Genomic DNA, 24,170 nt, shown 5'->3' on the forward strand with positions numbered 1-24,170 from the left:
ATCAGTCTCCGGTAAACAGCGGGGCTACGAAGTAGCCTATCACCGGCAGGAGCACGAACTGGCTCAGCCCGGTTATGTTGAGGACGCGCTTGGTCTCGGGCAAGTCGACGCGCGAGGCAAGCAGGCGCAGCGCGAAGAAATCCGCGACAGCCACAACCAGCCCGATCAGCGCGCCTATAAGCCCGGCCGACATCAGGCCATTCCCGTCAGTTTCAGGAACGCCGCCGTGATCACGACCATGGCGAGCGAGATCGGCAGGAAGACCTTCCAGCCGAGCCGCATCAACTGGTCGTAGCGATAGCGCGGCACGAAAGCCTTCACCATGGCGAACATGAAGAACATCATGGTGACCTTGAGCACGAACCAGACGACGCCCGGCACCCACGTAAATGGCGCGAAGTCGAAGGGCGGCAACCATCCGCCGAGGAACAGGATGGTGGTGAGCGCGCACATCAGGACGATTGCGACATATTCGCCGAGGAAGAACAGCAGGAACGGCGTCGACGAATATTCGATCATGTGGCCGGCGACGAGTTCCGATTCGGCCTCGACCAGGTCGAAGGGCGGGCGGTTCGTCTCGGCCAGCGCCGAGATGAAGAAGATGATGAACATCGGAAACAGCGCCAGCCAGTGCCAGTCGAGGAAGCTGTTCGGCAGCCCGAGCCGCGTGCCGATGCCGTCGCTCTGCGATAGCACAATGTCGGTTAGGTTCAGCGAACCGACGGCGAGCAGCACGGTGACGATGACGAAGCCGATCGACACCTCGTAGGAGACCATCTGCGCGGCCGAGCGCAATGCGCCGAGGAACGGATATTTCGAGTTGGAAGCCCAACCGCCCATGATGACGCCATAGACTTCCAGCGAGGAGATGGCGAACACGTAGAGGATGCCGACATTGATGTTGGCGACCGCCCAGCCTTCGCTGACCGGGATAACCGCCCAGGCGGCGAGCGCTAGCACCGCCGAAATCACCGGCGCGAGCAGGAACACGCCCTTGTTGGCGCCGGACGGTATTACCGGCTCCTTGAACACGAACTTCAGCAGATCCGCGAAGGATTGCAGCAGGCCCCATGGACCGACGACGTTGGGGCCGCGCCGCAACTGCACCGCCGCCCACACCTTGCGGTCGGCATAGAGCAGATAGGCGACGAATATCAAAAGGATGACGATCAGCGCCACCGATTGAAGCAGGATGATCAGGCCGGGCCAGACGTAGAAAGAGAAAAAGGATTCCATAACCGCCCCTACTCGGCCGCCTGTTTGAAGCCGCCCTTCGCCAGGGCCGAGCATTCGGCCATGACTGCGGAGGCCCGCGCGATCGGGTTCGTCAGATAGAAGTCTTTGACCGGCGACGCAAATGCGCCCTTGGCAAGCGGCCCGGCGTTCTGCGCCGCGCGCTGAATATCGGCCGGATCGCCCGCGGCGATCTCATCGATTTCGGCCAGATGCGGATAGTCGGCGGTGAGTTTCGCGCGCAATTGCGGCAGCGAATCGAAAGGCAGCCTGTGGCCAAGAACGTCCGAAAGCGCCCGCAGGATCGCCCAGTCCTCCCTGGCCTCGCCCGGCGCGAAGCCGGCGCGGTTCGTCTGCTGCACGCGGCCCTCGGTGTTGACATAAGTGCCGGATTTTTCGGTGTAGGCTGCGCCCGGCAGGATGACGTTGGCGCGGTGTGCGCCGGCGTCGCCATGCGTGCCGACATAGACGACGAACGCCCCGCCCGTGCCGGTCATGTCGATCTCGTCGGCGCCGAGCAGGAACAGCACTTCCATGGCCGAAATCATTTCAGCGGCACTCTTGCCGCCCTCGCCTGGCACGAAGCCGATGTCGAGGCCGCCGACCCGCGCAGCCGCGGTGTGCAGCACGGCAAAGCCGTTCCATTCGGCGCTGACAGCATCGACGGCGAGCGCAAGCTTGGCAGCCAGCCCGAGCACGGCCGCGCCATCGGTGCGCGCCAATGCGCCCTGCCCGACAATGATCAGCGGCCGCTTGGCATTCTTCAGCACCGAGAAGAACTTGCCCTTGCCGGTCGCCAATTCGTTCAGCGATTCGGAACCGGCCCCTAGCATCTCGTAGTCGTAGCGGAGATCGCCGACCTCGCCGATAGCACCGACTGGCAGATTGCCGATCTTCCAGCGCTTCCTGATCCGCGTATTGAGCACTGACGCCTCGAAGCGCGGATTGGCGCCGATGATCAGCACCGCATCCGCCTGCTCGATGCCTTCGATGGTGGGGTTGAAGATATAGCTGGCGCGGCCGAGCGCCGGATTGAGCATCGCGCCGTCCTGCCGGCAGTCGATGTTCGGGGAGGCGAGCGACTGCATCAGCAGTTTCAGCGCATACATCTCCTCGACGGCGGCCAAGTCTCCCGCGATCGCGCCGATCTTGTCGCCCGAGCTTTTCGCCACCGCGTCCTCGATCGCAGTGAAGGCTTCGCTCCAGGTCGCGGCGGTCAGCTTGCCGTCGCGCCGCACATAAGGCCGGTCGAGGCGCTGGGTCCTGAGGCCGTCCCAGATGAAGCGCGTCTTGTCGGAGATCCACTCCTCGTTCACCTGCTCGTTGATGCGCGGCATGATGCGCATCACCTCGCGGCCGCGCGAATCGACGCGGATCGCCGAGCCGACGGCGTCCATGACATCGATCGATTCGGTCTTGGTCAGTTCCCACGGCCGCGCCTGGAAAGCATAGGGCTTGGAGGTCAGCGCGCCGACCGGGCAGAGATCGATGACGTTGCCCTGAAGCTCGGATGTCATCGCCTGCTCGAGATAGGTGGTGATCTCGGCGTCCTCGCCACGGCCAATCAGGCCGAGTTCGGAAATCCCGGCGACTTCCGTAGTGAAGCGGACGCACCGCGTGCAGTGAATGCAGCGGTTCATGATCGTCTTGACCAGCGGGCCGATATATTTGTCTTCGACCGCGCGCTTGTTTTCCTGGTAGCGCGAGGAATCGACGCCGAACGCCATCGCCTGGTCCTGCAGGTCGCACTCGCCGCCCTGGTCGCAGATCGGGCAGTCGAGCGGATGGTTGATCAGCAGGAATTCCATCACGCCTTCGCGGGCCTTCTTGACCATCGGCGTGTTGGTGAAGATTTCCGGTGTCTCGCCGTTCGGGCCGGGACGCAGATCGCGCACGCCCATGGCGCAGGAGGCCGCCGGCTTGGGCGGCCCGCCCTTCACCTCGATCAGGCACATGCGGCAATTGCCGGCGATCGACAGGCGCTCGTGGAAGCAGAAGCGCGGCACTTCCGCGCCCGCCTCTTCCGCCGCCTGCAGCAGCGTGTAGTGATCGGGAACCTCGATCTCCGTGCCGTCGACTTTCAGCTTCGCCATTTCGTCCCAAACCCTTGCGGCCAAGCCGCATGCTCTGCGCCGGCGCTTGTCAGCGCCGGTCTCAACTCATTCAATGCTTTGTCTTGCCGGCAGCCAGTTTCGCGGCCTGCCCGATCCAGTCGTCGCGGCCGATGCGGCCCTTGAACGACAGATAGTCGTCGACCCAGGCGATCTCTTCCATGCTCCAGTTCGCGATCTGGCCGTAGGTCCAGACGCCAAGCCCGTTCAGCACCTGCTCCAGCTTGGGGCCGATGCCCGAGATCAGCTTGAGATCGTCGGGCTCTTCCGGCTTCTCCATCGCCTTTGGCTGCCGGAAATCTTCCGGCATCAATTCGGCGACTGCTTCGGCCGCCACGCCCTGCCGAATGTCCGCCGCCACCTCGCCGGCCTTGGCTTCGTCGGCAGGCCCTTGGCTGGCCTCTGTCGTCTCCCTGGCCACAGACCGGGCTTCGTCGATCAGCACCTTGGTTGTGGCCTTTGCGCGAACCACAGGCGCTTTCGGCTTCTCGACAAAATCGTCAACGTTCGGCGCGAGGTCTTCCAGGATTGGCATCCAGAGGCGCTGCGAGGCTTCGACCGTGCCCGAAACGGCGCCTGCCCACAGCCCATACGCCTGGCTGGCCAGCCCGAAGCCGAGCGCCGAAAAAGCGGCGGCTCCCGCAAGCGGATGCGCCATCAGATTGACGGCGCCGGCAAAATCCTTCGGCATGATGACAGCCATGTATTCGTTCATCTTTTCGCGATCCGCGTCCGGACCGGCATGTTCGGGTATGGAAGGTGTCGACATCATTGGGCTCCTTCGCCGTTCTTCCGTTCGTCCCGTCCTTGGTGCTTCTTGATCGGACCTTCGGCCCGCACTTTCTGAATCTCGCTCTACTCCGCCGCGACGAGCACAGGCTCGGTTCGGTGCGCGTTACGCGTGAACTCGTCGATGCGCCGCTCGATCTCCGGCCGGAAATGCCGGATCAGGCCCTGGATAGGCCAGGCCGCCGCGTCGCCGAGCGCGCAGATCGTGTGGCCTTCCACCTGTTTCGTTACGTCGAGCAGCATGTCGATCTCGCGCTTCTGCGCCTCGCCGCGCACCAGCCGCTCCATGACGCGCCACATCCAGCCGGTGCCCTCGCGGCACGGCGTGCACTGGCCGCAACTCTCGTGCTTGTAGAAATACGAAAGCCGGGCGATCGCCTTCACGATATCCGTCGATTTGTCCATGACGATGACGGCCGCCGTGCCGAGGCCTGATTTCAGGTCGCGTAAAGCGTCGAAATCCATTGGCGCGTCGATGATCTGCTCGGCCGGCACCAGCGGCACCGACGCGCCGCCGGGGATCACCGCCAAAAGATTGTCCCAGCCGCCGCGGATACCGCCGCAATGGCGGTCGATGAGTTCGCGAAACGGGATCGACATCGCTTCTTCCACGGTGCACGGATTGTTTACGTGGCCGGAAATGCAGAAGAGCTTCGTGCCGACATTGTTGGGCCGGCCGAATGACGAGAACCATGACGCGCCGCGGCGCAGGATGGTTGGTGCGACGGCGATCGATTCGACATTGTTGACCGTCGTCGGACAGCCATAGAGGCCGACATTGGCCGGGAACGGGGGCTTCAGACGCGGCTGGCCCTTCTTGCCCTCGAGGCTTTCGAGCAGCGCCGTCTCCTCGCCGCAAATATAGGCGCCGGCGCCGTGATGGACGTAGATCTCGAAATCGTAGCCGTTCTTGTTGTCCTTGCCGATCAGGCCGGCATCATAGGCTTCGTCGATTGCACGCTGCAGCGCTTCGCGCTCGCGGATGAACTCGCCGCGCACATAGATGTAGGCGGCGACCGCGCCCATGGCGAAGCCGGCGATCAGGCAGCCTTCGACCAGCGTGTGTGGATCGTGCCGCAAAATATCGCGGTCCTTGCAGGTGCCGGGCTCGGATTCATCGGCATTGACCACCAGATAGGACGGCCGCCCGTCGCTCTGCTTGGGCATGAACGACCATTTCAGGCCGGTCGGGAAACCCGCCCCGCCGCGGCCGCGCAGACCGGACGCCTTCATCTCGTTGACGATCCAGTCGCGGCCCTTGGCGATGATGCCGGCGGTGCCGTCCCAGTGCCCGCGCGCCATCGCGCCCTTCAGCGAGCGATCGAACATGCCGTAGATATTGTTGAAGATGCGGTCCTTGTCCTGAAGCATTTTGCGACCCCTCAGACCGGCTTCTTGCCGAAGACGCGGATGTATTCGGCGACGCCGCCCTTGGCCAGCGCCTTGGCCTGCTTGACCCAGTCGTCGCGTTCGATGCGGCCCTTGAAATTCAGGTAGCCGTCGATCCATTCGCGCTCGGCCTTCTTCCAGGCCGCGATCTGGCCGAACGTGTAGATGCCGAGCGAATGCAAGGTGGCTTCGATCCTGGGTCCAACGCCGGAAATCAGCTTGAGATCGTCGACCGCTGCCGGTTTTTCGATGCCCGCCGGCCGGTTCTTGTCGTCGAGCGAGGGTTTCGACGTTCGCCCGCGAACTGGCGCTGCATCGACTTCCTTGCCCGCCGCGCCGGTCGGCTCTCCGTGCAGCAATTCAGGCGACTTGAACGCCGTCGCAGGCCCGGCTTTGGCTATCGGATGCTTCCGCTGCTTCGTCGCCTTTTCGACCGATTCGGCGGCTTTGTTGGCGGCTACCTGGTTTGGCCTTGGCCCTGTCGCACTGACTGCGACCTCTGCCTTCGGCCTCGTCTTGACCGGAGATGGCGATTTCACGGTATTGTTGGTTTCGGCAGCATAAGTCTTGGGTTTTGCCGCCTTCGACGGCGGGACCGATACGCTCGCGGCCTTTTCTTCCTTGGCCGCTGCTTTCGTTTCCTGGTCGCGCGCCGCTTCCAGCACGGCGCTCTCGTCTTTCAGCGTCGTCAGCCCGGAGATCGGCGCGGAATAGATCCGGCCGTTCTGCGGTCCAGGTCTCACCGAGGAGCCCTTGCCCGCTTCGAACGCGTCGATGATCTCGCCCAGCCTCTCGGGCGTCAGATCCTCGAACGTATCCTTGAAGATCATCACCATCGGCGCGTTGACGCAGGCGCCGAGGCATTCGACCTCTTCCCAGGAGAGCGTGCCGGCCTGGTTGGTATGAAACTGCTCGTGATGGATTTTCGAGCGGCACACATCCATCAGTGCTTCCGAACCGCGCAGCATGCAGGGTGTCGTGCCGCAGACCTGCACATGAGCTCTAGAGCCCACCGGTTTCAACTGAAACTGCGTGTAGAAGGTCGCGACTTCCAGCGCGCGGATGTAGGGCATGTCGAGCATGTCGGCGACGTGCTCGATGGCCGGCTTGGTCACCCAGCCTTCCTGTTCCTGCGCGATCATGAGCAGCGGAATTACCGCCGACTGTTCTCGGCCCTTCGGATATTTCTTGAGCCACTGCTTTGCCACCGCTGAATTCGCCTTGTTGAAGGCGAAGGCGGCTGGCTGGACGGCTGGCTCTGCGAGACGGCGGACGGACATTTATCGATCGACCTCACCAAACACAATGTCGATTGAGCCGAGAACGGCGGAGACGTCGGCCAGCATGTGGCCGCGGCAGAGGAAATCCATCGCCTGGAGATGCGCGAAACCGGGCGCGCGCAACTTGCAGCGATAAGGCTTGTTGGTGCCGTCGGAGACGAGATAGACGCCGAACTCGCCCTTCGGCGCCTCGACGGCGGCATAGACTTCGCCGGCCGGCACGCGGTAGCCTTCGGTGTACAGCTTGAAGTGGTGGATCAGCGCTTCCATCGACCGTTTCATGGCGGCCCGGTTCGGCGGCACGACCTTGCCGTCAAGGTTCGATACCGGCCCCGCGCCATCCTTGCCGAGCAGCAGGTTGACGCATTGGCGCATGATCTTGGCCGACTGGCGCATCTCCTCCATACGGATGAGATAGCGGTCGTAGCAGTCGCCGTTCTTGCCGATAGGGATGTCGAATTCCATCTCCGGATAGCATTCGTAAGGCTGCGATTTGCGCAGGTCCCAGGCCGCGCCCGAGCCACGCACCATCACGCCGGAAAAGCCCCATGCCCACGCATCGTCCAGCGAAACCACGCCGATATCGACGTTGCGTTGCTTGAAGATGCGGTTCTCCGTCAGAAGCTCATCGAGGTTCGTAACCGTCTGCAGGAACGGGTCGATCCATTTGCCGATGTCTTCGACGAGTTTCTGCGGCAGGTCCTGGTGCACGCCGCCCGGACGGAAATAGGCCGCGTGCATGCGCGCGCCGGAGGCCCGCTCATAGAACACCATCAGCTTTTCGCGTTCCTCGAAGCCCCACAGCGGCGGCGTCAGCGCGCCGACGTCCATCGCCTGCGTGGTGACGTTGAGCAGGTGCGACAGGATACGGCCGATCTCGGAATAGAGCACCCGGATGATCTGGCCGCGCCGCGGCACCTCGATGCCGAGCAGCCGCTCGACAGCCAGCGAAAACGCATGCTCCTGGTTCATCGGCGCGACATAGTCGAGCCGGTCGAAATACGGGATCGCCTGCAAATAGGTCTTCGCTTCGATCAGCTTTTCAGTGCCGCGATGCAGCAAGCCGATGTGCGGATCGACGCGTTCGACGACTTCGCCGTCCAGCTCCAGCACCAGGCGCAAAACGCCATGTGCCGCCGGATGTTGCGGACCGAAGTTGATGTTGAAGTTGCGGACGTTCGTTTCAGCCATGGGCGCGTTCACTGCTTCGCTTTTTCATCGCCCGGCAGCACGTAGTCCGTACCTTCCCATGGCGACAAAAAGTCAAAGTTTCTAAACTCTTGTCTCAGTTCTACCGGCTCATAGACGACGCGCTTGACCTCGTCGTCGTAGCGAACCTGGACGAACCCGGTCAGCGGGAAATCCTTGCGCAACGGATAACCCTCGAAGCCGTAGTCGGTGAGGATGCGGCGCAAATCCGGGTGACCGGAGAACAGAATGCCGTAGAGGTCATAGGCTTCGCGTTCGAACCAATCCGCGCCGGGAAACACTTCTGTGACCGAAGGCACCAGCGTGTCCTCGTCGGCCATGACCTTGATGCGGATGCGCTGGTTCTGGCGCGGCGACAGCAGGTGATAGACCACGTCGAAGCGCATTGGCCGCGCCGGATAATCGACGCCGCAAATGTCGATGATCGAGACGAACTGGCACTGCACGTCCCGGCGCAGGAAATTCAGCACCGCGACGATGTCGGCCGCCTCGACCGAAAGCGTGAGTTCGCCGTAAGCGACTACGGCGTCGCCGACTTGGCCGTCCAGTTTTTCGCGGATATAGGCCGCGAGGTCGTTGAGAGCTTCACTCATCTCTGCTCACCGCTCGATCGTGCCGGTGCGGCGGATCTTCTTCTGCAGAAGAAGGATGCCGTAGAGAAGCGCCTCGGCAGTGGGCGGGCAGCCGGGGACATAGATGTCGACCGGCACGACGCGGTCGCAGCCGCGCACCACCGAATAGGAATAATGATAATAGCCGCCGCCATTGGCGCAGGAGCCCATCGAGATGACGTAGCGCGGCTCAGGCATCTGGTCATAGACCTTGCGCAGCGCGGGAGCCATCTTGTTGGTCAGCGTGCCGGCGACGATCATGACGTCCGACTGGCGCGGCGAGGCGCGCGGCGCGATGCCGAAGCGCTCGGCGTCGTAGCGCGGCATCGAGATATGCATCATCTCGACGGCGCAGCATGCGAGGCCGAACGTCATCCACATCAGCGAGCCGGTGCGGGCCCAGGTGATCAGCGCTTCCGACGAGGTGACGAGAAATCCCTTGTCGGACAGCTCATTGTTGAGATCGCCGAAAAACGCATCATCGGACCCGACGGGCTTTCCCGTATTCGGGTCGATGATGCCTTTCGGCTTGGGCGCGACCAGCGTGGAGGTATCGTTCAATTCCATTCCAGCGCCCCTTTCTTCCACTCATAGACAAAGCCGATGGTCAGCACGGCCAGGAACACCATCATCGACCAGAAGCCCAGCATGCCGATTTCGCCGAACGAGACCGCCCAAGGAAACAGGAACGCGACTTCGAGATCGAAAATGATGAACAGGATGGAAACCAGGTAGAAGCGGACATCGAATTTCATGCGCGCATCATCGAAGGAGTTGAAGCCGCATTCGTAAGCCGAGAGTTTTTCCGGGTCGGGGTTGCGGTAGGCCACCAGGAACGGCGCCGCAACCAGCGCCAGCGCCACGGCCAGGGCAACGCCGATGAATATGACGATAGGAAGGTATGAACCTAGAAGCGCGCTCATGCTCCGACTTTCCGTTCGCGGCCGACCGACCTGACCATAGCACTGAATCAAACCGCCAAACCGCGACAGATTGCCGACTTAGGCGGGCGCTGAGAACCATGCTGCAATGCGGCGAGCGTTAGCGCAGGCAATCCCGCGAAGCAAGCCAAACATTGGGCGGCATGCGGCGACTTTTTGCACGAAAGCAGACCGATCGGCTCCCTGGCTCGCCTGGCCTTTCAGATAGTCATGTCGTGGCAGGAGACAATGACGTTGCGTCCGTTTCGCAGCTAAAACGAGTGGACGTGCGGACGGGCAACCGTTCAAATGCCGGGCCTTTCGCCTCAATCCGGATCAGGAACATGAAGGAAACCATTTCGCGCGCCATGGCGCGGCGCATCGCGCTTGCCGCGCAGGGCTTTGCCGACAGCAGGCCCGCTGGCGCAATTGCCCGGCGGCATCTCGCTAAAGTGATTGGCCGCACTGGCCTGTTGCAGATCGATTCCGTCAGCGTCGTGGTCCGCGCGCATTATATGCCGCTGTTTTCGCGGCTCGGACCATATGACCGCGAGCTGCTCGACGGGGCGGCGGCGGGCAAGAAGAAGCGGATGCTGTTCGAATACTGGGCCCATGAGGCGTCTCTCCTCCCGGTCGAAACCTGGCCGCTGATGCGCTGGCGCATGGACCGCGCGGCCAGCAACGAGGGCATTTACGGCCGCCTCGCTGAATTCGGCCGCGAGCGCGCCGATCTGATCGAGGCAACCTACCGTAAAGTGGCCGCGGACGGCCCGGTCGCCGCATCCGACATTGACGGCGCGAAAGGCTCCGGCGGCTGGTGGGGCTGGAGCGACGAAAAACACGCCTTCGAATGGCTGTTCTGGGCCGGCCGCATCACCACCGCGTCGCGCCGCGGCTTTGAACGGCTCTACGACTTGCCGGAGCGCGTGCTGCCGGCCTCGATCGTCGATGCGCCCGCGCCCGCACCCGCCGATGCCCATCGCGAATTGCTGCGCATTTCGGCCAGGGCCCTGGGCATCGCCACTGTCGGAGATCTACGCGATTATTTCAGGCTTTCGCCCACAGACGTGAAGGACCGCATCCCGGAGCTGGTCGAATCAGGCGATTTGCTGCCGGTCAGCGTCAAAGGCTGGAAGCAGCAGGCATTTCTCCATACCGACGCCCGCATTCCGCGCAAGGTCGCCGCGCGCGCTTTGCTTGCGCCCTTCGATCCTCTGGTGTTCGAACGCTCACGCGCGGAGCGGCTGTTCGATTTCCACTACCGCATCGAGATCTACACGCCCGCCGAAAAGCGCCGGTTCGGCTATTACGTCCTGCCGTTCCTGCTCGGCGACACGATTGTCGCCCGCGTTGACCTCAAGGCCGACCGGCCGGCCGGCGTTTTGCGCATGCTCGCCGCCTATGCCGAGCCCGGCGCTCCGCCGCAGACGGCAATCGAACTCGCCGAGGAACTGCGCCTGATGATGGCTTGGCTCGGGCTCGAGCGCATCGAGATCGTGCCTTCGGGCGATCTCGGACCGGCGCTGGCCGACATTTTCATGTCGTAACGCCGCGTTGACAGCACCGAGCCCGGACGCCTAAATTCGCGGCCAGACGGTCCTCCTCCCGCAAAGGGGGAGGCTAAGAGGGAATGCGGTGCGGCTTTCAGGCCAACTCCGCAGCTGTCCCCGCAACTGTAAGCGAAGAGCCGAAGGCCGAAAACCACTGGGATTCCCGGGAAGGCGGCCAAGGCGACGACTCGCGAGCCAGGAGACCTGCCGTCCGACGAAATATCCGACCGCCTGGCGGGTGTCCCGGGCAAGGAGCATGATGACTTGAAAGCCGACGGCATTTTTCCGCAACAGGACGGGGACGCAGGCGATGACGGCCATGCCGGCGTCACGGTCGTCGTCTGCTCGTCCTGCCGCGACGAGACCGGCTCCGATGCCCGCCCGCGCGCCGGCGAAGTTTTGGGCGACGCGACGCGGCTCGCCGCAGAGAACAGCAATATCGGTGTCAGGCAGGTAGAATGCCTCGGCAACTGCAAGCGGCGGCTCTCCGCCGCCATTTTGCGCGATGGGTCCTGGAGCTACGTCTTCGGCGACCTGACCGCCGATAGCGCTCCAGACCTGATAACCGGCGCAAAGCTCTTCGCCACCTCGGCAGACGGCCTCCTGCCATGGCGCGGCCGTCCCGACAGCCTCAAGCGCGGCCTCGTCGCGCGCATTCCTCCCCTCGACCTCCTGAAGGACAATTCATGACCGCTTCCGCCGCCCGCGTGCCCTGCACCGTCGTCACCGGCTTTCTTGGCGCCGGCAAGACCACGCTGATCCGCCACATCCTCGAAAACGCCAATGGAAGGCGGCTGGCCATCATCGTCAACGAATTCGGCGACATCGGCATCGACGGCGAGATCCTCAAGGGCTGCGGCATAGATGCCTGCCCGGAGGAAAACATCGTCGAACTGGCCAATGGCTGCCTCTGCTGCACCGTCGCCGACGATTTCGTACCGGCGCTCGACCAGATCCTGGCGCTGGAGCCCAAGGTTGATCACATCATCATCGAGACCTCCGGCCTCGCTCTGCCGAAGCCTCTGGTCCAGGCCTTCCAGTGGCCGTCGGTGAAGAGCCGCGTCACCGTCGACGGCGTCGTTGCCGTGGTCGACGGCCCGGCCCTTGCCGCCGGCAAGGTCGCCTCCGATCTCGACGCCCTGCAGGCGCAGCGCTTCAGCGACGATTCGCTCGACCACGAGAATCCGGTCGAGGAGGTGTTCGAGGACCAGATCGCCTGTGCCGACCTCGTTATCCTTTCCAAGAGCGACCTGCTCGACGCCGCCGGCAGCGCCCGCGCCAATGCCGTCATCGGCGAACACCTCGCGCGATCGGTCAAGATCGTGCCGACCTCGCAGGGCAAGGTCGATCCGTCCGTACTGCTCGGCATGGGGCTCGCCGTCGAGGATGATATCGAGAACCGCAAGACCAATCATGACGATGAGCTCGACCACGAGCATGACGACTTCGACAGCTTCATCGTCGAGCTTCCGGCGGTCTCCAACCCCGACGACCTCGCAAAACGCGTCGCCGCGGCCGCAGACGAGGAAAACGTGCTGCGCGTGAAGGGTTTCGTAGATGTGGGCGGCAAGCCGATGCGGCTTCTGGTCCAGGCAGTCGGCCCGCGCGTCAACCACTATTACGACCGCGCCTGGACCGCCGAGGACGACCGCCGCTCGCGGCTGGTGGTCATCGGGCTGAAAGGCCTCAACCGCGACGCGATCGAACGCATCCTCGTCAGCTAGGACACCGTGCAGCCATGCACATCCTGACCACGACATCCGCCTCGCTTGACGACCTCGTCGAGCCGGTCGATCTGCGGCAGACGCCGGCGGATATCGTGGCCCTGTCTTTCACCGACAGCGATCTGGCGGGGCTGGCGGCCGCGTGGAAGGCCGACTCGGTGAACCTGCCGTCGATGCGGCTTGCCGCACTGCGCGACCTGCGCCACCCGATGTCGGTCGATCTGTGGATCGACAGCGTCGCAGCGCACGCGAAAATCATCCTTGTGCGCATTCTCGGTGGCTACGACTGGTGGCGCTACGGCTGCGATCGGCTGGCCGCGATCGCCCGCGAAAAGGGTATCCAACTGGCGCTGCTGCCCGGCGAATGCCGCGACGAGGATCTGCGCCTCATCGAATGCTCGACCCTGCCGCGCGACGAACTCGACGCCCTGCTCGGCTATTTTCGCGAAGGCGGCCCGGAAAACATGCGCGGGCTGGTGAAGCGATTGGCGGGATTGGCCGGCGGCGAGACAACGGCAACGGTGCCTGTGTCCGTTCCGAAAGCCGGCTTTTACGATCCGGCGCGCGGCGTGGTCGAGCACGCGCCTTACCCTCCCCGTTGCGAGGAGGGTGGCCCGGAGGGCCGGGTGGGGGTGGCACAGAATCGAGCGCAATCGTCTCCACCCCGCTCCGCTTCGCGGATCGACCCTCCCCGCAAGGGGGAGGGCAAGAGCGCCGTCATCCCCATCCTCTTCTACCGTTCCATGCTGCTGGCCGCAGACGTCGCGCCCATTGACGCGTTGGTCCAAGCCTTGCGCGAGCGAGGCATGGCGCCCGTCCCGATCTTCGTTTCGAGCCTGAAAGACCCGGCCTCCGTCGCCTTCGTCGAAACAGCCCTCGCCGACCTCGCGCCTGCCGCGATCATCACCGCGACCGCCTTCGCGACTGGCGCCGAACCGGGCGTCGAAACACTGTTCGATCGCGCCGGCGTTCCGGTCTTCCAGGTCATCGTCGCCACCACGCGGCGCGAGGCCTGGGCGGAAAGCCAGCGCGGCCTCGCACCGGCTGATCTTGCCATGCATGTCGTCATGCCGGAGCTCGACGGCCGCATCCTTGCCGGAGCCATCGCTTTCAAGGCCGAGACCGAAGCGGATGCGGCGCTTGCCTTCAAGGCTTTCGCCAACCGCCCCGAGCCGGACCGCGTGGCGCAGGTCGCCGACCGGATCGCCGCCTTCATCCGCCTGCAGCGCACGCCGCACGCTGAGCGGAAGATCGCGGTGCTGATCCCGGACTATCCCAGCGCGCCCGGCCGCACCGGCTACGCCGTCGGCCTCGACGTGCCGGCAAGCGTGCTCGCCATGCTGCACGACCTGAAGCAACAGGGCTATACCGTTGAGGACATTACAGAATCGCCGCGCGAATTACTGAAGTTGCTTGAGCACGGCGATCAGGGATTGAGCTTGGAGGATTATGCAAGCCTCTCCGGCGATCTGCCCGCCAACGCGCGTGAGGCCGTTGAAGCGGCTTGGGGCGCGGCAGACACTGCGGTAATCGAAGCTTCTGATGCATCCCGCCGCGGCGATCTCACCAGCGAGGCCCAAGGCAGCTATAGCGAAGATACCTGGTTCCCCTTCCGCGCCGCCACTTTCGGCAACATCACGGTCGCCCTCGCTCCCGACCGTGGCCGCTCGGCGGATCGCCGCGCTGACTATCACGACCCGACCCTCCCCCCGAGCCACGCTTTGCTCGCCTTCGGCCTGTGGCTGCGCAAATCGCTCGGCATCCACGCCATCGTCCACGTCGGCGCGCATGGCACGCTGGAATGGCTGCCGGGCAAGACGGTGGCGCTGAGCAGCGGCTGTTTTCCCGAAATCGTCACAGGCTCGCTGCCCGTCATCTACCCCTTCATCGTCTCGAATCCGGGCGAAGCAGCGCAGGCCAAGCGGCGCATCGCGGCCGTCACCCTCGGTCATCTGCCGCCGCCTCTCACGGAGGCCGGGCTGGACGAGAACCAGCAGAAACTGGAGCGGCTGGTCGACGAATACGCACAGGCCGACGGCCTCGACCGCCGCCGCCGCGACCGGCTCGCAAAACTGATCGTCGAAACCGCCGCCAAGACTGGCCTCGCCGCCGAAGCCGGCGTGGCGAAGACCGACGCGCCCGACGAGGCGTTGCGCCGCATCGATTCCTGGCTCTGCGATCTCAAGGATTTCGCCATCAAGGATGGCCTCCACATTTTTGGCCGCGCCCCCGACGACGCGCCGGATGCGTGCCGGCAGAGCGCTGATTCAGAACGCGACGCGCTGATCGCCGCGCTCGACGGCCGGCACATCACCGCCGGTCCGGCCGGCGCGCCGGCGCGTGGCCGGATGGACGTGCTGCCGACCGGCCGCAACCTGTTCACCGCCGACCCGCGCACGATGCCGACGCCGACCGCCTTCGATCTCGGCCGCGCCGCCGCCGAGGAGATGCTGCGCCGCTATCTGCAGGATCACGGCGAGTGGCCGCGCTCGCTGATCATCGATCTGTGGGGCAGCGCATCGCTGCGCACCGGCGGCGAGGAAATCGCCCAGGGCCTGTTCCTCATGGGTTGCCGTCCGCAATGGGATTCCGCGACCGGCCGCGTCACCGGCATCGAGGTGCTGCCGCCCGCTACGGTCGGTCGCCCTCGCGTCGACGTCACCTGGCGCATTTCCGGCCTGTTCCGTGACATGTTCCCGACCCAGATCGCGCTGATCGACGCGGCCGCCGCCGCTGTCGCCGCTCGCGACGAGGCGGCTTCCGAGAACCCGCTCGCCGCCGAAGCGCGCGCGACCGGAAAGGCGCCGTCCCGCATTTTCGGCTCCTCACCCGGCACATATGGCGCGGGCACCGAGGATTTGCTCTCGAGCGGCGACTGGCAGTCCCGCGAAGAAATCGGCCGCGCCTATCTGGAAGCCACCTCTCACGCCTATGGCGGGGTTGGCGGCGAAGGCATGGCCGTGCCCGGCGCATTCGCCGCCCGCATCGCCGAAGCCGATCTTCTGGTGCACACGGGTGACGATCCTGGCCGCGACATTCTCGAAGGCTCGGCCGATGTCGCCTTCATCGGCGGCTTTTCGGCCGCGCTCGCAGCGTTGGGCAAGAACGCCGATGTCATCGTGCTCGACACCACCGACCCGGCGCGAACGCGCGCCCGCTCGATCACCGAAGCGGTGGCCCGCGTGGTCCGTGCCCGCGCGACCAATCCGCGCTTTATCGACGGCCAGATGCGGCACGGCCCGCGCGGCGCGTCCGAATTCGCCGAAACCGTCGACCGGCTGGTCGGCTTCGCCGAAACCACCAACGCCATTCCCGGCGCGCTGATCGAGGCTGTCCACGACGCCTATCTCGGCGATGAAAAAGTCCGCGCGTTCATCCTGCGCGAGAACCCGGCCGCGGCGAAAGTCATCGCTGAACGGTTCGCCTCGGCGCGCCGTCGCGGTCTGTGGCACCCCCTGCGCAACTCCATCGATGACGACCTCGCGGCCCTGATCGCCGAGGCGCAAGCGCTGGAGGCGGCATGACCGGTTTCTCCCGCCGCGGCGCCTGTCCAGCACTTTCCGCGCCGATGCAGACCGGCGACGGCCTGCTCGTCCGTCTGAACTCGGTTGCTGGAGGCATTTCCCCCAACGCGCTGATCGACTTGTGTGAATCGGCTGTGCGTCACGGCAATGGCATCATGGAAGTCACCGCGCGCGGCAGCCTGCAGATACGTGGTTTGACCATTGAATCCGCACTGATTCTGGCAGCCGAGGTCGATGCGCTCGGCATCGCGGTTCGTACAGGCGTTCCCGTCGAGACCGGACCGCTCGCCGGGCTCGACCCGGATGAAGTCGCCGACCCGCGCCCGCTGGCGGAGCGCATCCGGGAAGGCATCGAGGCCGCCGGCCTGGGAAGCCGCCTCGGCCCGAAGGTTTCCGTCGTCATCGACGGCGGGGGCTGGCTGGGGATGGGTACCGTGCTGGCTGATGTCAGGTTGGTAGCAGAACGGCACGAGTCTGGCATCCTCTGGCGCTTGTCGGTGGCAGGCGACGGCAGGACAGCCAGCCAACTCGCCCTGTTGCCAGAAACAGCCGCCGCCGACGCCGCGCTCGCGATCCTCGCCGCCATCGCAGCGCTCGGGCGCGAGGGGCGTGCGCGGGATCTCGAACCTGAGCAACTGGCCGTCTTGACGCAAGGGCGGAACGGTTCGCGCCCTGCGTTGCCCCCCTCTATACCTATCGGCACCTTCCCCCTTGCCGAAAACCTTCACGCCCTCGCCATCGCCCTGCCCTTCGGCAGCGTGCCGGCCGAAACGCTCATCGCGCTCGTACAAGCCGCTGCCTCGCTCGGTGCCTTCGAAATCCGCTTCGCACCGGAGCGCACTTTGCTCGTCCTCGGCCCCGTGCAACCCGCTTGCGCGGAACTCCGAAGCACCGCGGCATCGCTCGGCTTCGTCACCGATCCCGCCGACCCCCGCACGAAGATTGCCGCCTGCCCCGGAACCCCTGCTTGCGGGTCCGGCCACATCGAGACACGAAAAATCGCCGAGGAAATCGCGAAGGAAGATGGTGATACCTTCGACCGCTCCCTCTCCCTTCATGTCTCAGGCTGCGCCAAAGGCTGCGCCCATCCGGCTGAAGCCGCGCTGACGCTGGTCGGCGGCGAAAAAGGAGCCGGACTTGTCGTTTCGGGAACGGCCAAGGGGCTTCCGGCGGCCTACACGCCGGGCTATGACGCCGTGCGCGGCTTTGGCCGGGTTGCCGAACTTCTCCGAAATCAGCGCAGGCCGGAAGAAAATTCCGCGTCCTGTCTTGCGCGGCTGGGTGAAACCCGGGTCGCGGCAGCCTTCAGGCAAGGATAACAATGGTCGAGTACGACTACATTCACGACGGCATGGCGATCTATGAGCGCTCCTTTGCGATCATCCGCGCCGAAGCCGATCTCAGCCGCTTTTCAGAGGCCGAGGCCGATGTCGCGGTGCGCATGGTGCATGCCTGCGGATTGGTCGAAGCGGCGCAACATTTTGTTTTCTCTGAAGGATTTGTCGAGGCGGCGCGAAATGCGCTGATAGCAGGCGCGCCGATCTTCTGCGATGCCGAGATGGTCGTGCGCGGCATAACCCGTGCGCGCTTGCCGGCCGATAACGAGGTCATATGCACTCTGCGTGATCCGCAAACGGCTGAAATCGCAAGAGAAATCGGCAACACCCGCTCCGCCGCCGCGATGCGGCTGTGGGGCGAGCGCATGGCAGGCTCGGTCGTCGCGATCGGCAACGCGCCGACCGCCTTGTTCTACCTGCTTGAGATGCTGCGCGATGGTGCGCCGAAGCCGGCCGCGATCATCGGCATGCCGGTCGGCTTCGTCGGGGCGGCCGAATCGAAGGACGCGCTTGCCGAAAATTCCTATGGCGTCCCCTATGCAATCGTGCGCGGCCGCCTTGGCGGCAGCGCCATCACGGCTGCGGCCGTCAATGCACTTGCGAGGCCGGGCCTGTGACAATGCAACCGAAAGGCCGCCTCATCGGCGTCGGCACCGGACCCGGCGATCCCGAATTGCTGACCCTAAAAGCGGTGCGCGCGCTGGCCGAAGCCGACGTGGTCGCACATTTTTCGAAGCGCGGCAGCAATGGCAATGCGCGCGCCATCATTTCCGAGCATCTGCGGCCTGAAATCATCGAGCTGCCGCTGCTCTATCCGGTCACCGTCGAGGTCGACAAGGAGCACGTCGACTACAAATCGGCGATCAGTGACTTTTATGAAGAATCGGCGAAGGCGGTTGCCGAACATCTGACGGCGGGACGCACCGTCGCCGTGCTCAGCGAGGGCGACCCGCTTTTCTACGGATCGTACATGCACCTGCATGTGCGCCTCGCCGACCGCTTTTCGACCGAAGTCATCCCCGGTGTGACGGCGATGTCGGGCTGCTGGTCGCAGGCCGGTCTGCCGATCGTCCAGGGCGACGACGTGCTCTCGGTTCTGCCGGGCACGATGAGTGAATTCGAGCTGACGCGCCGGCTTGCCGACACGGACGCCGCCGTCATCATGAAGGTCGGCCGCAATCTTTCGAAAATCCGCCGCGCGCTGGAGGCGACGGGCAAGCTCGCCCGCGCAATCTATGTCGAGCGCGGCACGATGGCCAACACCGCATCGATGCCGCTGGCCGACAAGGCGGACGACGACGCGCCCTATTTCTCGATCGTGCTGGTGGCAGGCTGGGCGGGCCGGCCGTGAGCGGAAAGATTTTCGTCATCGGGCTCGGCCCCGGCAATGCCGACCAGATCACGCCGCAAGCGAGCCAGGCGGCGGCCGAGGCCGAGTTCTTCTTCGGCTACGGGCCCTATGTTGACCGGCTAAAACTTCGCCCCGACCAGACGCGCATTGCCTCCGACAATCGCGAAGAGCTTTCGCGGGCCAAGGCCGCGCTTGAAAAGGCGGCTGAGGGCGCAAAGGTCGCGGTGGTCTCGGGCGGCGATCCCGGCGTCTTCGCCATGGCCGCCGCCGTCTGCGAGGCGATCGAGGCCGGCCCGACGGAATGGCGCGACGTCGATCTGACGATAGTTCCCGGCGTCACCGCGATGCTCGCGGTCGCCGCCCGGATCGGCGCGCCGCTCGGCCATGATTTCTGCGCCATTTCGCTGTCGGACAATCTGAAACCGTGGGACCTGATCGAGAAGCGCCTGCAGGCCGCGGCCGGCGCCGGTTTCGTGATTGCGCTCTACAACCCGATCAGCAAGGCGCGCCCGTGGCAGCTCGGCCGCGCCTTCGAGACATTGCGCGGCATCCTGCCAACAACAACACCCGTCATTTTCGGCCGCGCCGCCGGCCGCCCGGACGAGCGGATCGACGTGTTCCCGCTTTCGGAGGCCGATCCGGAAAAGGCCGACATGGCGACCTGCGTCATCATCGGCTCGCCCGAAACAAGAACCATCGAACGCGGCGAGCGGCCGGCGCTGATCTATACGCCGCGCTTTTCCGCAGACTCCAGCCAATGATCGATCATTGCCAGCACCTCGCCGACGCTTGCCCCGGAGCACACGTCCGGCAAAGCAGGCCTGCTGAACAGGATCACTTCGATGCCGACCTTTCGCGCCGCGGCTATCTTGCCGTAGGTTGCGCTGCCGCCGCTGTTTTTGGCGACGATGGCGTCGATTCGGTGCGCCCGCAGGAGGTCAAGCTCGTTAGCCTCGGCAAACGGGCCGCGCGCCAGAATATAGGTCGCGTCCGGCACATCGAGCGGCGGCTCGACAGGATCGACGCTGCGGATGATGTAGGCGTGCTGCGGGGCGGCAGCGAATTCGGCGATCTCCTGCCGTCCGAGCGCCAGGAAGACATTTCGTGGCGTGGTCCCGAGCGCCCTCACCGCTTCGGCCGCATCGTCGACCAGCGTCCAGCGGTCGCCCTCGACCGGTTCCCACGCGGGACGGCGCAGCGCCAGTATCGGAACGCCGGCCAATCGCGCCGCCTCGGCGGCGTTGCGCGAGATGTTAGCGGCATAGGGATGCGTGGCGTCGATCAAAAGGCCGATCTTTTGCTCGCGCAGATAAGCGGCCAATCCTTTCGCCCCGCCAAAGCCGCCGCTGCGGGTCGGCACACGCTGCGCGACCGGGCTTTCCGTGCGCCCGGCCAGAGACAGCGTGATCTCGACCTCGCCGCGCTCGGCAAGTTTGCCAGCCAGTTGCCGGGCTTCCGTCGTTCCGCCGAGGATGAGAATTTTTTTGGTCAACTGGCGCCACGTCCAATGGAATCTGCCCCTCACCCTTACCCTCTCCCCGCGAGAACGGGGAGAGGGGGTCGTCAACGTTGCGGCCATCTCTCCTCCCCCCGTCCTGAGCTTGTCGAAGGATACGGGGAGAGGATGCCGGCAGGCAGGTGAGAGGCGGCGCGGCATGTCAAACAATCAACAGCCCAAATGGCTCACCATCGTCGGCATAGGCGAGGACGGTGTAGCGGGTCTCGGCGACGAGGCCAGGCGCTGCATCGCGGGCGCGGAGGTCGTCTTCGGCGGCAAGCGTCATCTTGAATTGGCGGCTCCCCTGGTGAAGGGGGAAGCGCGCCCATGGCCGACGCCGTTCGATCCGGAAATGCGCGATGTGCTGGCGCTGCGCGGCCGAAATGTCTGCGTTCTGGCTTCCGGCGATCCTTTTTTCCATGGCGTCGGTGCGACGCTGGCGCGGAAAGTGTCGGTGGAGAAAATGCAGGCAATCCCGACGCCCTCGGCGTTTTCGCTCGCGGCAAGTCGTCTCGGCTGGGCGCTGCAGGATGTCGAGACCGTCTCCCTGCATGGCAGGCCTATCGACCTGATCCGCCCGCTCCTGCATCCGAAAACGCGCATCCTTGCTTTAACCTCCGATGCCGCCGGTCCCGCTAGCGTCGCGAAACTGCTGACGGAACTGGGATTCGGCGCATCGCGGCTAACTGTCCTCGAAGCGCTGGGCGGTCCGAACGAGCGGTTGCGCTCGGCACAGGCCAATGCCTTCGACCTGGAAGAAATAAACCCACTCAATGTGTTGGCGCTGCAAGTTGATTCGACGCGCGATGCAAGAATCCTGCCGCTGACGCCCGGCATGGCCGACGATCTGTTCGAGCATGATGGCCAGATCACCAAGCGCGAAATGCGCGCAGTTACGCTCGCAGCGTTGGCCCCGAAACGCGGCGAACTGCTGTGGGACATCGGTGCTGGCTCCGGCTCGATCTCGATCGAATGGATGCTGGCCGATTCGTCCATGCGCGCGATCGCTATCGAGGCTTCGCCGGAGCGCGCCGCCCGCATCCATCGCAATGCGAGTGCCTGCGGTGTGCCCGGACTGGTCATCATCGAAGGTCTCGCGCCCGGCGCGCTTGCTGGACTCGAAACGCCCGACGCCATCTTCATCGGCGGCGGCGGCTCGGAAGCCGGCGTCATGGACGCCGCGATCGACGTCCTGCCCTCCGGCGGCCGTCTCGTCGCCAACGCCGTTACGCTGGAAATGGAAGCGCTGATTCTGGCGCGCCAGGCGGAGCTTGGCGGCGAGCTTACGCGTATATCCGTCTCCCGCGCAGCGCCTGTCGGCTCGATGCAGGGCTGGCGGCCGGCCATGCCGGTCACCCAATGGTCGTGGGTGAAGCCATGATCGTCGCGGGAATAGGCTGCCGCAAGGGCGTGAGCACGGCTGAAATTACTGCCGCCGTGAAAGCGACGCTGGAGACGCATGGGCTCGACGTGGGCGCGCTGTCGTCGCTGGCCACCACTGCGTTCAAGCGGGAGGAGAAAGCCATATTTGCCGCGGGACGTGAGCTTGGACTGCCGGTGATTGTAATGGAGGATGAAGCGCCCTTGCTCGGAGTCAGCACTCATTCCGACCTGTCCCAAGCCCTCGCCGGCGTACCGTCCGTCTCGGAAGCCGCCGCGCTGGCGGCAGCCGGCAAAGGCGCGCGCCTTTACGGCCCGCGCATCGTCATCGGTCCGGTCACCTGCGCGCTCGCAATATCGGGGAACGCTGCATGACGGTCCATTTCATCGGCGCTGGCCCTGGTGCAGCCGACCTCATCACCGTTCGCGGCAGCAGGCTGCTCGCACGCTGTCCCGTCTGCCTCTATGCCGGTTCCATCGTCTCGCCGGAGTTGCTGGATTACTGCGGCGCCGGGACGAAGCTGGTCGACACCGCGCCGATGTCGCTCGACGAGATCGAAGCAGAATATCTTTCCGCGCATCGGGCTGGGCATGATGTCTCCCGCCTGCATTCCGGCGATCTTTCGGTGTGGAGCGCGGTGGCCGAACAAATCCGCCGGCTCGAAAAGCACGGCATCCCCTATACGATGACACCCGGCGTTCCCGCCTTCGCCGCCGCCGCGGCAGCCCTCGGACGCGAACTGACCATCCCGGAAGTCGCGCAAAGCCTGGTGCTGACGCGCGTTTCCGGCCGCGCCTCGCCTATGCCTTCGAACGAGACGCTCGCCGCCTTCGGCGCGACCGGGGCGACGCTGGCGATCCATCTCGCCATCCATGCCATCGACCGTGTCGTTGAGGAACTGTCGCCGCTCTATGGCGAAGATTGCCCTGTGGCGGTCGTATTCCATGCCTCCTGGCCCGACGAGCGCATCATTCGCGGCACGCTGGCGACGATCGCGGCGGAACTGGAGAAGAACCCGATAGAGCGCACCGCGATCATCTTCGTCGGCAGGTCGCTGGCGGCTGAGGGCTTTCGCGAAAGCTCGCTCTACGACGCCTATTATCAGCGCCGTTTCCGGGGGCGGGAGGGGTTATGAGTAGCAGCAAACGGCTTGCGCCCCATCAACTCGCCTTCCCGGTTGAAGATCAGGATTTCGAGTTCAATCTCCGTATCCTTCAGCACTGCCGCCGCCGTGTGCCAGGCGCCGTCCGCAATGGCCGCGCCGATCGGAACGCCGTCGGCTGTCGCTTCGGCAAAGGCTTCGGCGACCGTATTGGCGGCGCGGATTTTTTCCACCAGTTCGCCCGAGGCGCCCGCCTCGCCGGCGACCGCCGCCAGCGCATCGAGATCGGCCGCCCCGCGCTTGGAGTGCAGGTCGAGCATGCCTTGCGCCAGCTTGGTCATCTTGGCGACGCCGCCGGCGATCGTCACGCGCGGCACCGGGTGGTTGCGCAGGTATTTCAGCATCCCGCCGGCGAAATCGCCCATATCGATGAGCTGCACCTCGTGCAGACCGTGGAACTTTTGCGCGGCGATCTCGGAAGCATTGCCGGTCGCGCCGGAAACGTGGGCAAAACCCATGGCGCGGGCGACGTCGATGCCGCGATGGATAGAGTGTATCCACGACGAGCAGGAATACGGAATGACGATGCCGGTCGTCCCGAGGATGGAAATGCCGCCGAGAATGCCGAGCCTGGGGTTCAGCGTGCGTTCCGCCATCTTCTCGCCGTCGGGCACGGAAATCTCGACCTCGAAATCGGCCCCCTCGCCTGCCACTTCGGCAATCGCCGCGGCGATCATCTTGCGCGGCACCGGATTGATCGCTGGTTCGCCCGGCGGGATCGGCAGGCCCGGACGCGTCACAAGACCGACGCCAAGCCCGCGCCTGAACACGACGCCGGAGCCCTTCGCGCCCGCCCGCACCGTGCTCTTGACCAGCGCGCCATGGGTCACGTCGGGATCGTCGCCGGCATCTTTCACGATGCCGGCCATCGCCTGGCCATCCCCCGCCTGAGACGTCGCCAAGGCGAAAGCCACGCGCTGGCCGCCCGGCAGGGTTATCTCGACCGGGTCCGGAAAACTGCCGGTGATCAACGCCGCGCAGGCCGCCTTGGTCGCGGCGGTGGCGCAGGCGCCGGTGGTCCAGCCGCGCTTCAGCGGGCGATCTTCAATTTCCATGGCGCGATCTATAGGCTTGCTAGAGCCGCCCGTCATCGTCGAAAGC

23 protein-coding genes and 1 riboswitch are annotated in these 24,170 nt (G+C 64.8%); of the genes, 11 read left to right on the top strand and 12 right to left on the bottom strand.

Features of this window, described 5'->3' with window-relative positions:
• Position 1 precedes the first annotated feature (1 nt).
• The 10 genes from ABVK50_RS13405 to ABVK50_RS13450 form a co-directional block, all read right to left on the bottom strand.
• Positions 2-193, bottom strand: coding sequence for a hypothetical protein (locus ABVK50_RS13405; RefSeq protein WP_353641096.1), 192 nt, complete (start codon positions 191-193; stop codon positions 2-4).
• Positions 193-1,236 (bottom strand): NADH-quinone oxidoreductase subunit NuoH, encoded by a 1,044-nt coding sequence (gene nuoH, locus ABVK50_RS13410; RefSeq protein WP_353641095.1) that lies wholly within the window; start codon positions 1,234-1,236, stop codon positions 193-195. The genes ABVK50_RS13405 and nuoH overlap by 1 nt, the downstream gene beginning before the upstream one ends.
• A gap of 8 nt (positions 1,237-1,244) precedes the next feature.
• Positions 1,245-3,326, bottom strand: coding sequence for an NADH-quinone oxidoreductase subunit NuoG (gene nuoG, locus ABVK50_RS13415; RefSeq protein WP_353641094.1), 2,082 nt, complete (start codon positions 3,324-3,326; stop codon positions 1,245-1,247).
• Positions 3,327-3,396: 70 nt separating this feature from the next.
• A complete protein-coding gene (locus ABVK50_RS13420) occupies positions 3,397-4,113 on the bottom strand; it encodes an NADH-ubiquinone dehydrogenase (RefSeq protein WP_353641093.1) in 717 nt (238 codons plus the stop codon).
• Positions 4,114-4,199: 86 nt separating this feature from the next.
• Complete coding sequence (gene nuoF, locus ABVK50_RS13425; protein ID WP_353641092.1) at positions 4,200-5,504, bottom strand: NADH-quinone oxidoreductase subunit NuoF; 1,305 nt, start codon at positions 5,502-5,504, stop codon at positions 4,200-4,202.
• Positions 5,505-5,515: 11 nt separating this feature from the next.
• The gene (locus ABVK50_RS13430) at positions 5,516-6,802 is read right to left on the bottom strand and encodes an NADH-quinone oxidoreductase subunit E (protein ID WP_353641091.1); all 1,287 of its coding nucleotides are present in this window, start codon (positions 6,800-6,802) and stop codon (positions 5,516-5,518) included.
• Positions 6,803-7,993, bottom strand: coding sequence for an NADH-quinone oxidoreductase subunit D (locus tag ABVK50_RS13435; RefSeq protein WP_353641090.1), 1,191 nt, complete (start codon positions 7,991-7,993; stop codon positions 6,803-6,805).
• An 8-nt stretch (positions 7,994-8,001) separates the two neighbouring features.
• Positions 8,002-8,604, bottom strand: a complete 603-nt coding sequence (locus ABVK50_RS13440) for an NADH-quinone oxidoreductase subunit C (RefSeq protein ID WP_353641089.1) — start codon at positions 8,602-8,604, stop codon at positions 8,002-8,004.
• Between the two features lie 6 nt (positions 8,605-8,610).
• The gene (locus tag ABVK50_RS13445; RefSeq protein ID WP_353641088.1) at positions 8,611-9,189 is read right to left on the bottom strand and encodes an NADH-quinone oxidoreductase subunit B; all 579 of its coding nucleotides are present in this window, start codon (positions 9,187-9,189) and stop codon (positions 8,611-8,613) included.
• On the bottom strand, positions 9,180-9,545 hold the full coding sequence (locus tag ABVK50_RS13450) for an NADH-quinone oxidoreductase subunit A (protein ID WP_008836448.1): 366 nt from the start codon (positions 9,543-9,545) through the stop codon (positions 9,180-9,182). Before ABVK50_RS13450 ends, ABVK50_RS13445 begins: the two co-directional genes overlap by 10 nt.
• 341 nt (positions 9,546-9,886) lie before the next feature.
• On the opposite strand from ABVK50_RS13450, the gene ABVK50_RS13455 reads away from it, so the two are divergent.
• The 8 genes from ABVK50_RS13455 (at position 9,887) to ABVK50_RS13490 (ending at position 19,789) form a co-directional block, all read left to right on the top strand.
• Positions 9,887-11,089 carry a winged helix-turn-helix domain-containing protein gene (locus tag ABVK50_RS13455; protein WP_353641087.1) on the top strand — a complete coding sequence of 401 codons (1,203 nt, stop codon included), beginning with the start codon at positions 9,887-9,889 and terminating at the stop codon, positions 11,087-11,089.
• A gap of 30 nt (positions 11,090-11,119) precedes the next feature.
• Positions 11,120-11,319, top strand: a riboswitch (cobalamin riboswitch).
• A gap of 37 nt (positions 11,320-11,356) precedes the next feature.
• Complete coding sequence (locus ABVK50_RS13460; protein ID WP_353641086.1) at positions 11,357-11,782, top strand: DUF1636 family protein; 426 nt, start codon at positions 11,357-11,359, stop codon at positions 11,780-11,782.
• Positions 11,779-12,816, top strand: a complete 1,038-nt coding sequence (cobW, locus tag ABVK50_RS13465) for a cobalamin biosynthesis protein CobW (protein ID WP_353641085.1) — start codon at positions 11,779-11,781, stop codon at positions 12,814-12,816. The genes ABVK50_RS13460 and cobW overlap by 4 nt, the downstream gene beginning before the upstream one ends.
• Before the next feature lie 14 nt (positions 12,817-12,830).
• Entirely contained in the window at positions 12,831-16,340 is a 3,510-nt protein-coding gene (gene cobN / locus ABVK50_RS13470) for a cobaltochelatase subunit CobN (RefSeq protein ID WP_353641084.1), read from the top strand.
• The gene (gene cobG, locus ABVK50_RS13475; RefSeq protein ID WP_353641083.1) at positions 16,337-17,659 is read left to right on the top strand and encodes a precorrin-3B synthase; all 1,323 of its coding nucleotides are present in this window, start codon (positions 16,337-16,339) and stop codon (positions 17,657-17,659) included. The genes cobN and cobG overlap by 4 nt, the downstream gene beginning before the upstream one ends.
• A gap of 2 nt (positions 17,660-17,661) precedes the next feature.
• A complete protein-coding gene (locus ABVK50_RS13480; RefSeq protein ID WP_353641082.1) occupies positions 17,662-18,294 on the top strand; it encodes a precorrin-8X methylmutase in 633 nt (210 codons plus the stop codon).
• A gap of 2 nt (positions 18,295-18,296) precedes the next feature.
• A complete protein-coding gene (locus tag ABVK50_RS13485) occupies positions 18,297-19,028 on the top strand; it encodes a precorrin-2 C(20)-methyltransferase (RefSeq protein ID WP_353645940.1) in 732 nt (243 codons plus the stop codon).
• Positions 19,025-19,789: a precorrin-3B C(17)-methyltransferase gene (locus ABVK50_RS13490; RefSeq protein WP_353641081.1), complete on the top strand. Its 765-nt coding sequence runs from the start codon at positions 19,025-19,027 to the stop codon at positions 19,787-19,789. The genes ABVK50_RS13485 and ABVK50_RS13490 overlap by 4 nt, the downstream gene beginning before the upstream one ends.
• On the opposite strand, the gene ABVK50_RS13495 is transcribed toward ABVK50_RS13490, so the two are convergent.
• Positions 19,753-20,520: a cobalt-precorrin-6A reductase gene (locus tag ABVK50_RS13495; RefSeq protein ID WP_353641080.1), complete on the bottom strand. Its 768-nt coding sequence runs from the start codon at positions 20,518-20,520 to the stop codon at positions 19,753-19,755. The genes ABVK50_RS13490 and ABVK50_RS13495 overlap by 37 nt on opposite strands.
• Before the next feature lie 163 nt (positions 20,521-20,683).
• Between ABVK50_RS13495 and cbiE the strand changes: the two genes are divergently transcribed.
• Genes cbiE through cobM form a run of 3 tightly spaced genes read left to right on the top strand, consistent with a single transcriptional unit; the run spans position 20,684 to position 23,042 of the window.
• Positions 20,684-21,907, top strand: coding sequence for a precorrin-6y C5,15-methyltransferase (decarboxylating) subunit CbiE (gene cbiE, locus ABVK50_RS13500; RefSeq protein ID WP_353641079.1), 1,224 nt, complete (start codon positions 20,684-20,686; stop codon positions 21,905-21,907).
• Positions 21,904-22,281: a cobalamin biosynthesis protein gene (locus ABVK50_RS13505; protein WP_353641078.1), complete on the top strand. Its 378-nt coding sequence runs from the start codon at positions 21,904-21,906 to the stop codon at positions 22,279-22,281. The genes cbiE and ABVK50_RS13505 overlap by 4 nt, the downstream gene beginning before the upstream one ends.
• Positions 22,278-23,042, top strand: coding sequence for a precorrin-4 C(11)-methyltransferase (cobM, locus tag ABVK50_RS13510; RefSeq protein WP_353641077.1), 765 nt, complete (start codon positions 22,278-22,280; stop codon positions 23,040-23,042). The genes ABVK50_RS13505 and cobM overlap by 4 nt, the downstream gene beginning before the upstream one ends.
• Here cobM and ABVK50_RS13515 read toward each other — a convergent pair.
• Positions 23,009-24,124 carry a cobalt-precorrin-5B (C(1))-methyltransferase gene (locus ABVK50_RS13515; protein WP_353641076.1) on the bottom strand — a complete coding sequence of 372 codons (1,116 nt, stop codon included), beginning with the start codon at positions 24,122-24,124 and terminating at the stop codon, positions 23,009-23,011. The genes cobM and ABVK50_RS13515 overlap by 34 nt on opposite strands.
• Positions 24,125-24,170 lie beyond the last annotated feature (46 nt).

It is taken from the genome of Mesorhizobium sp. WSM2240, from assembly GCF_040438645.1.
GTDB lineage: Bacteria > Pseudomonadota > Alphaproteobacteria > Rhizobiales > Rhizobiaceae > Allomesorhizobium.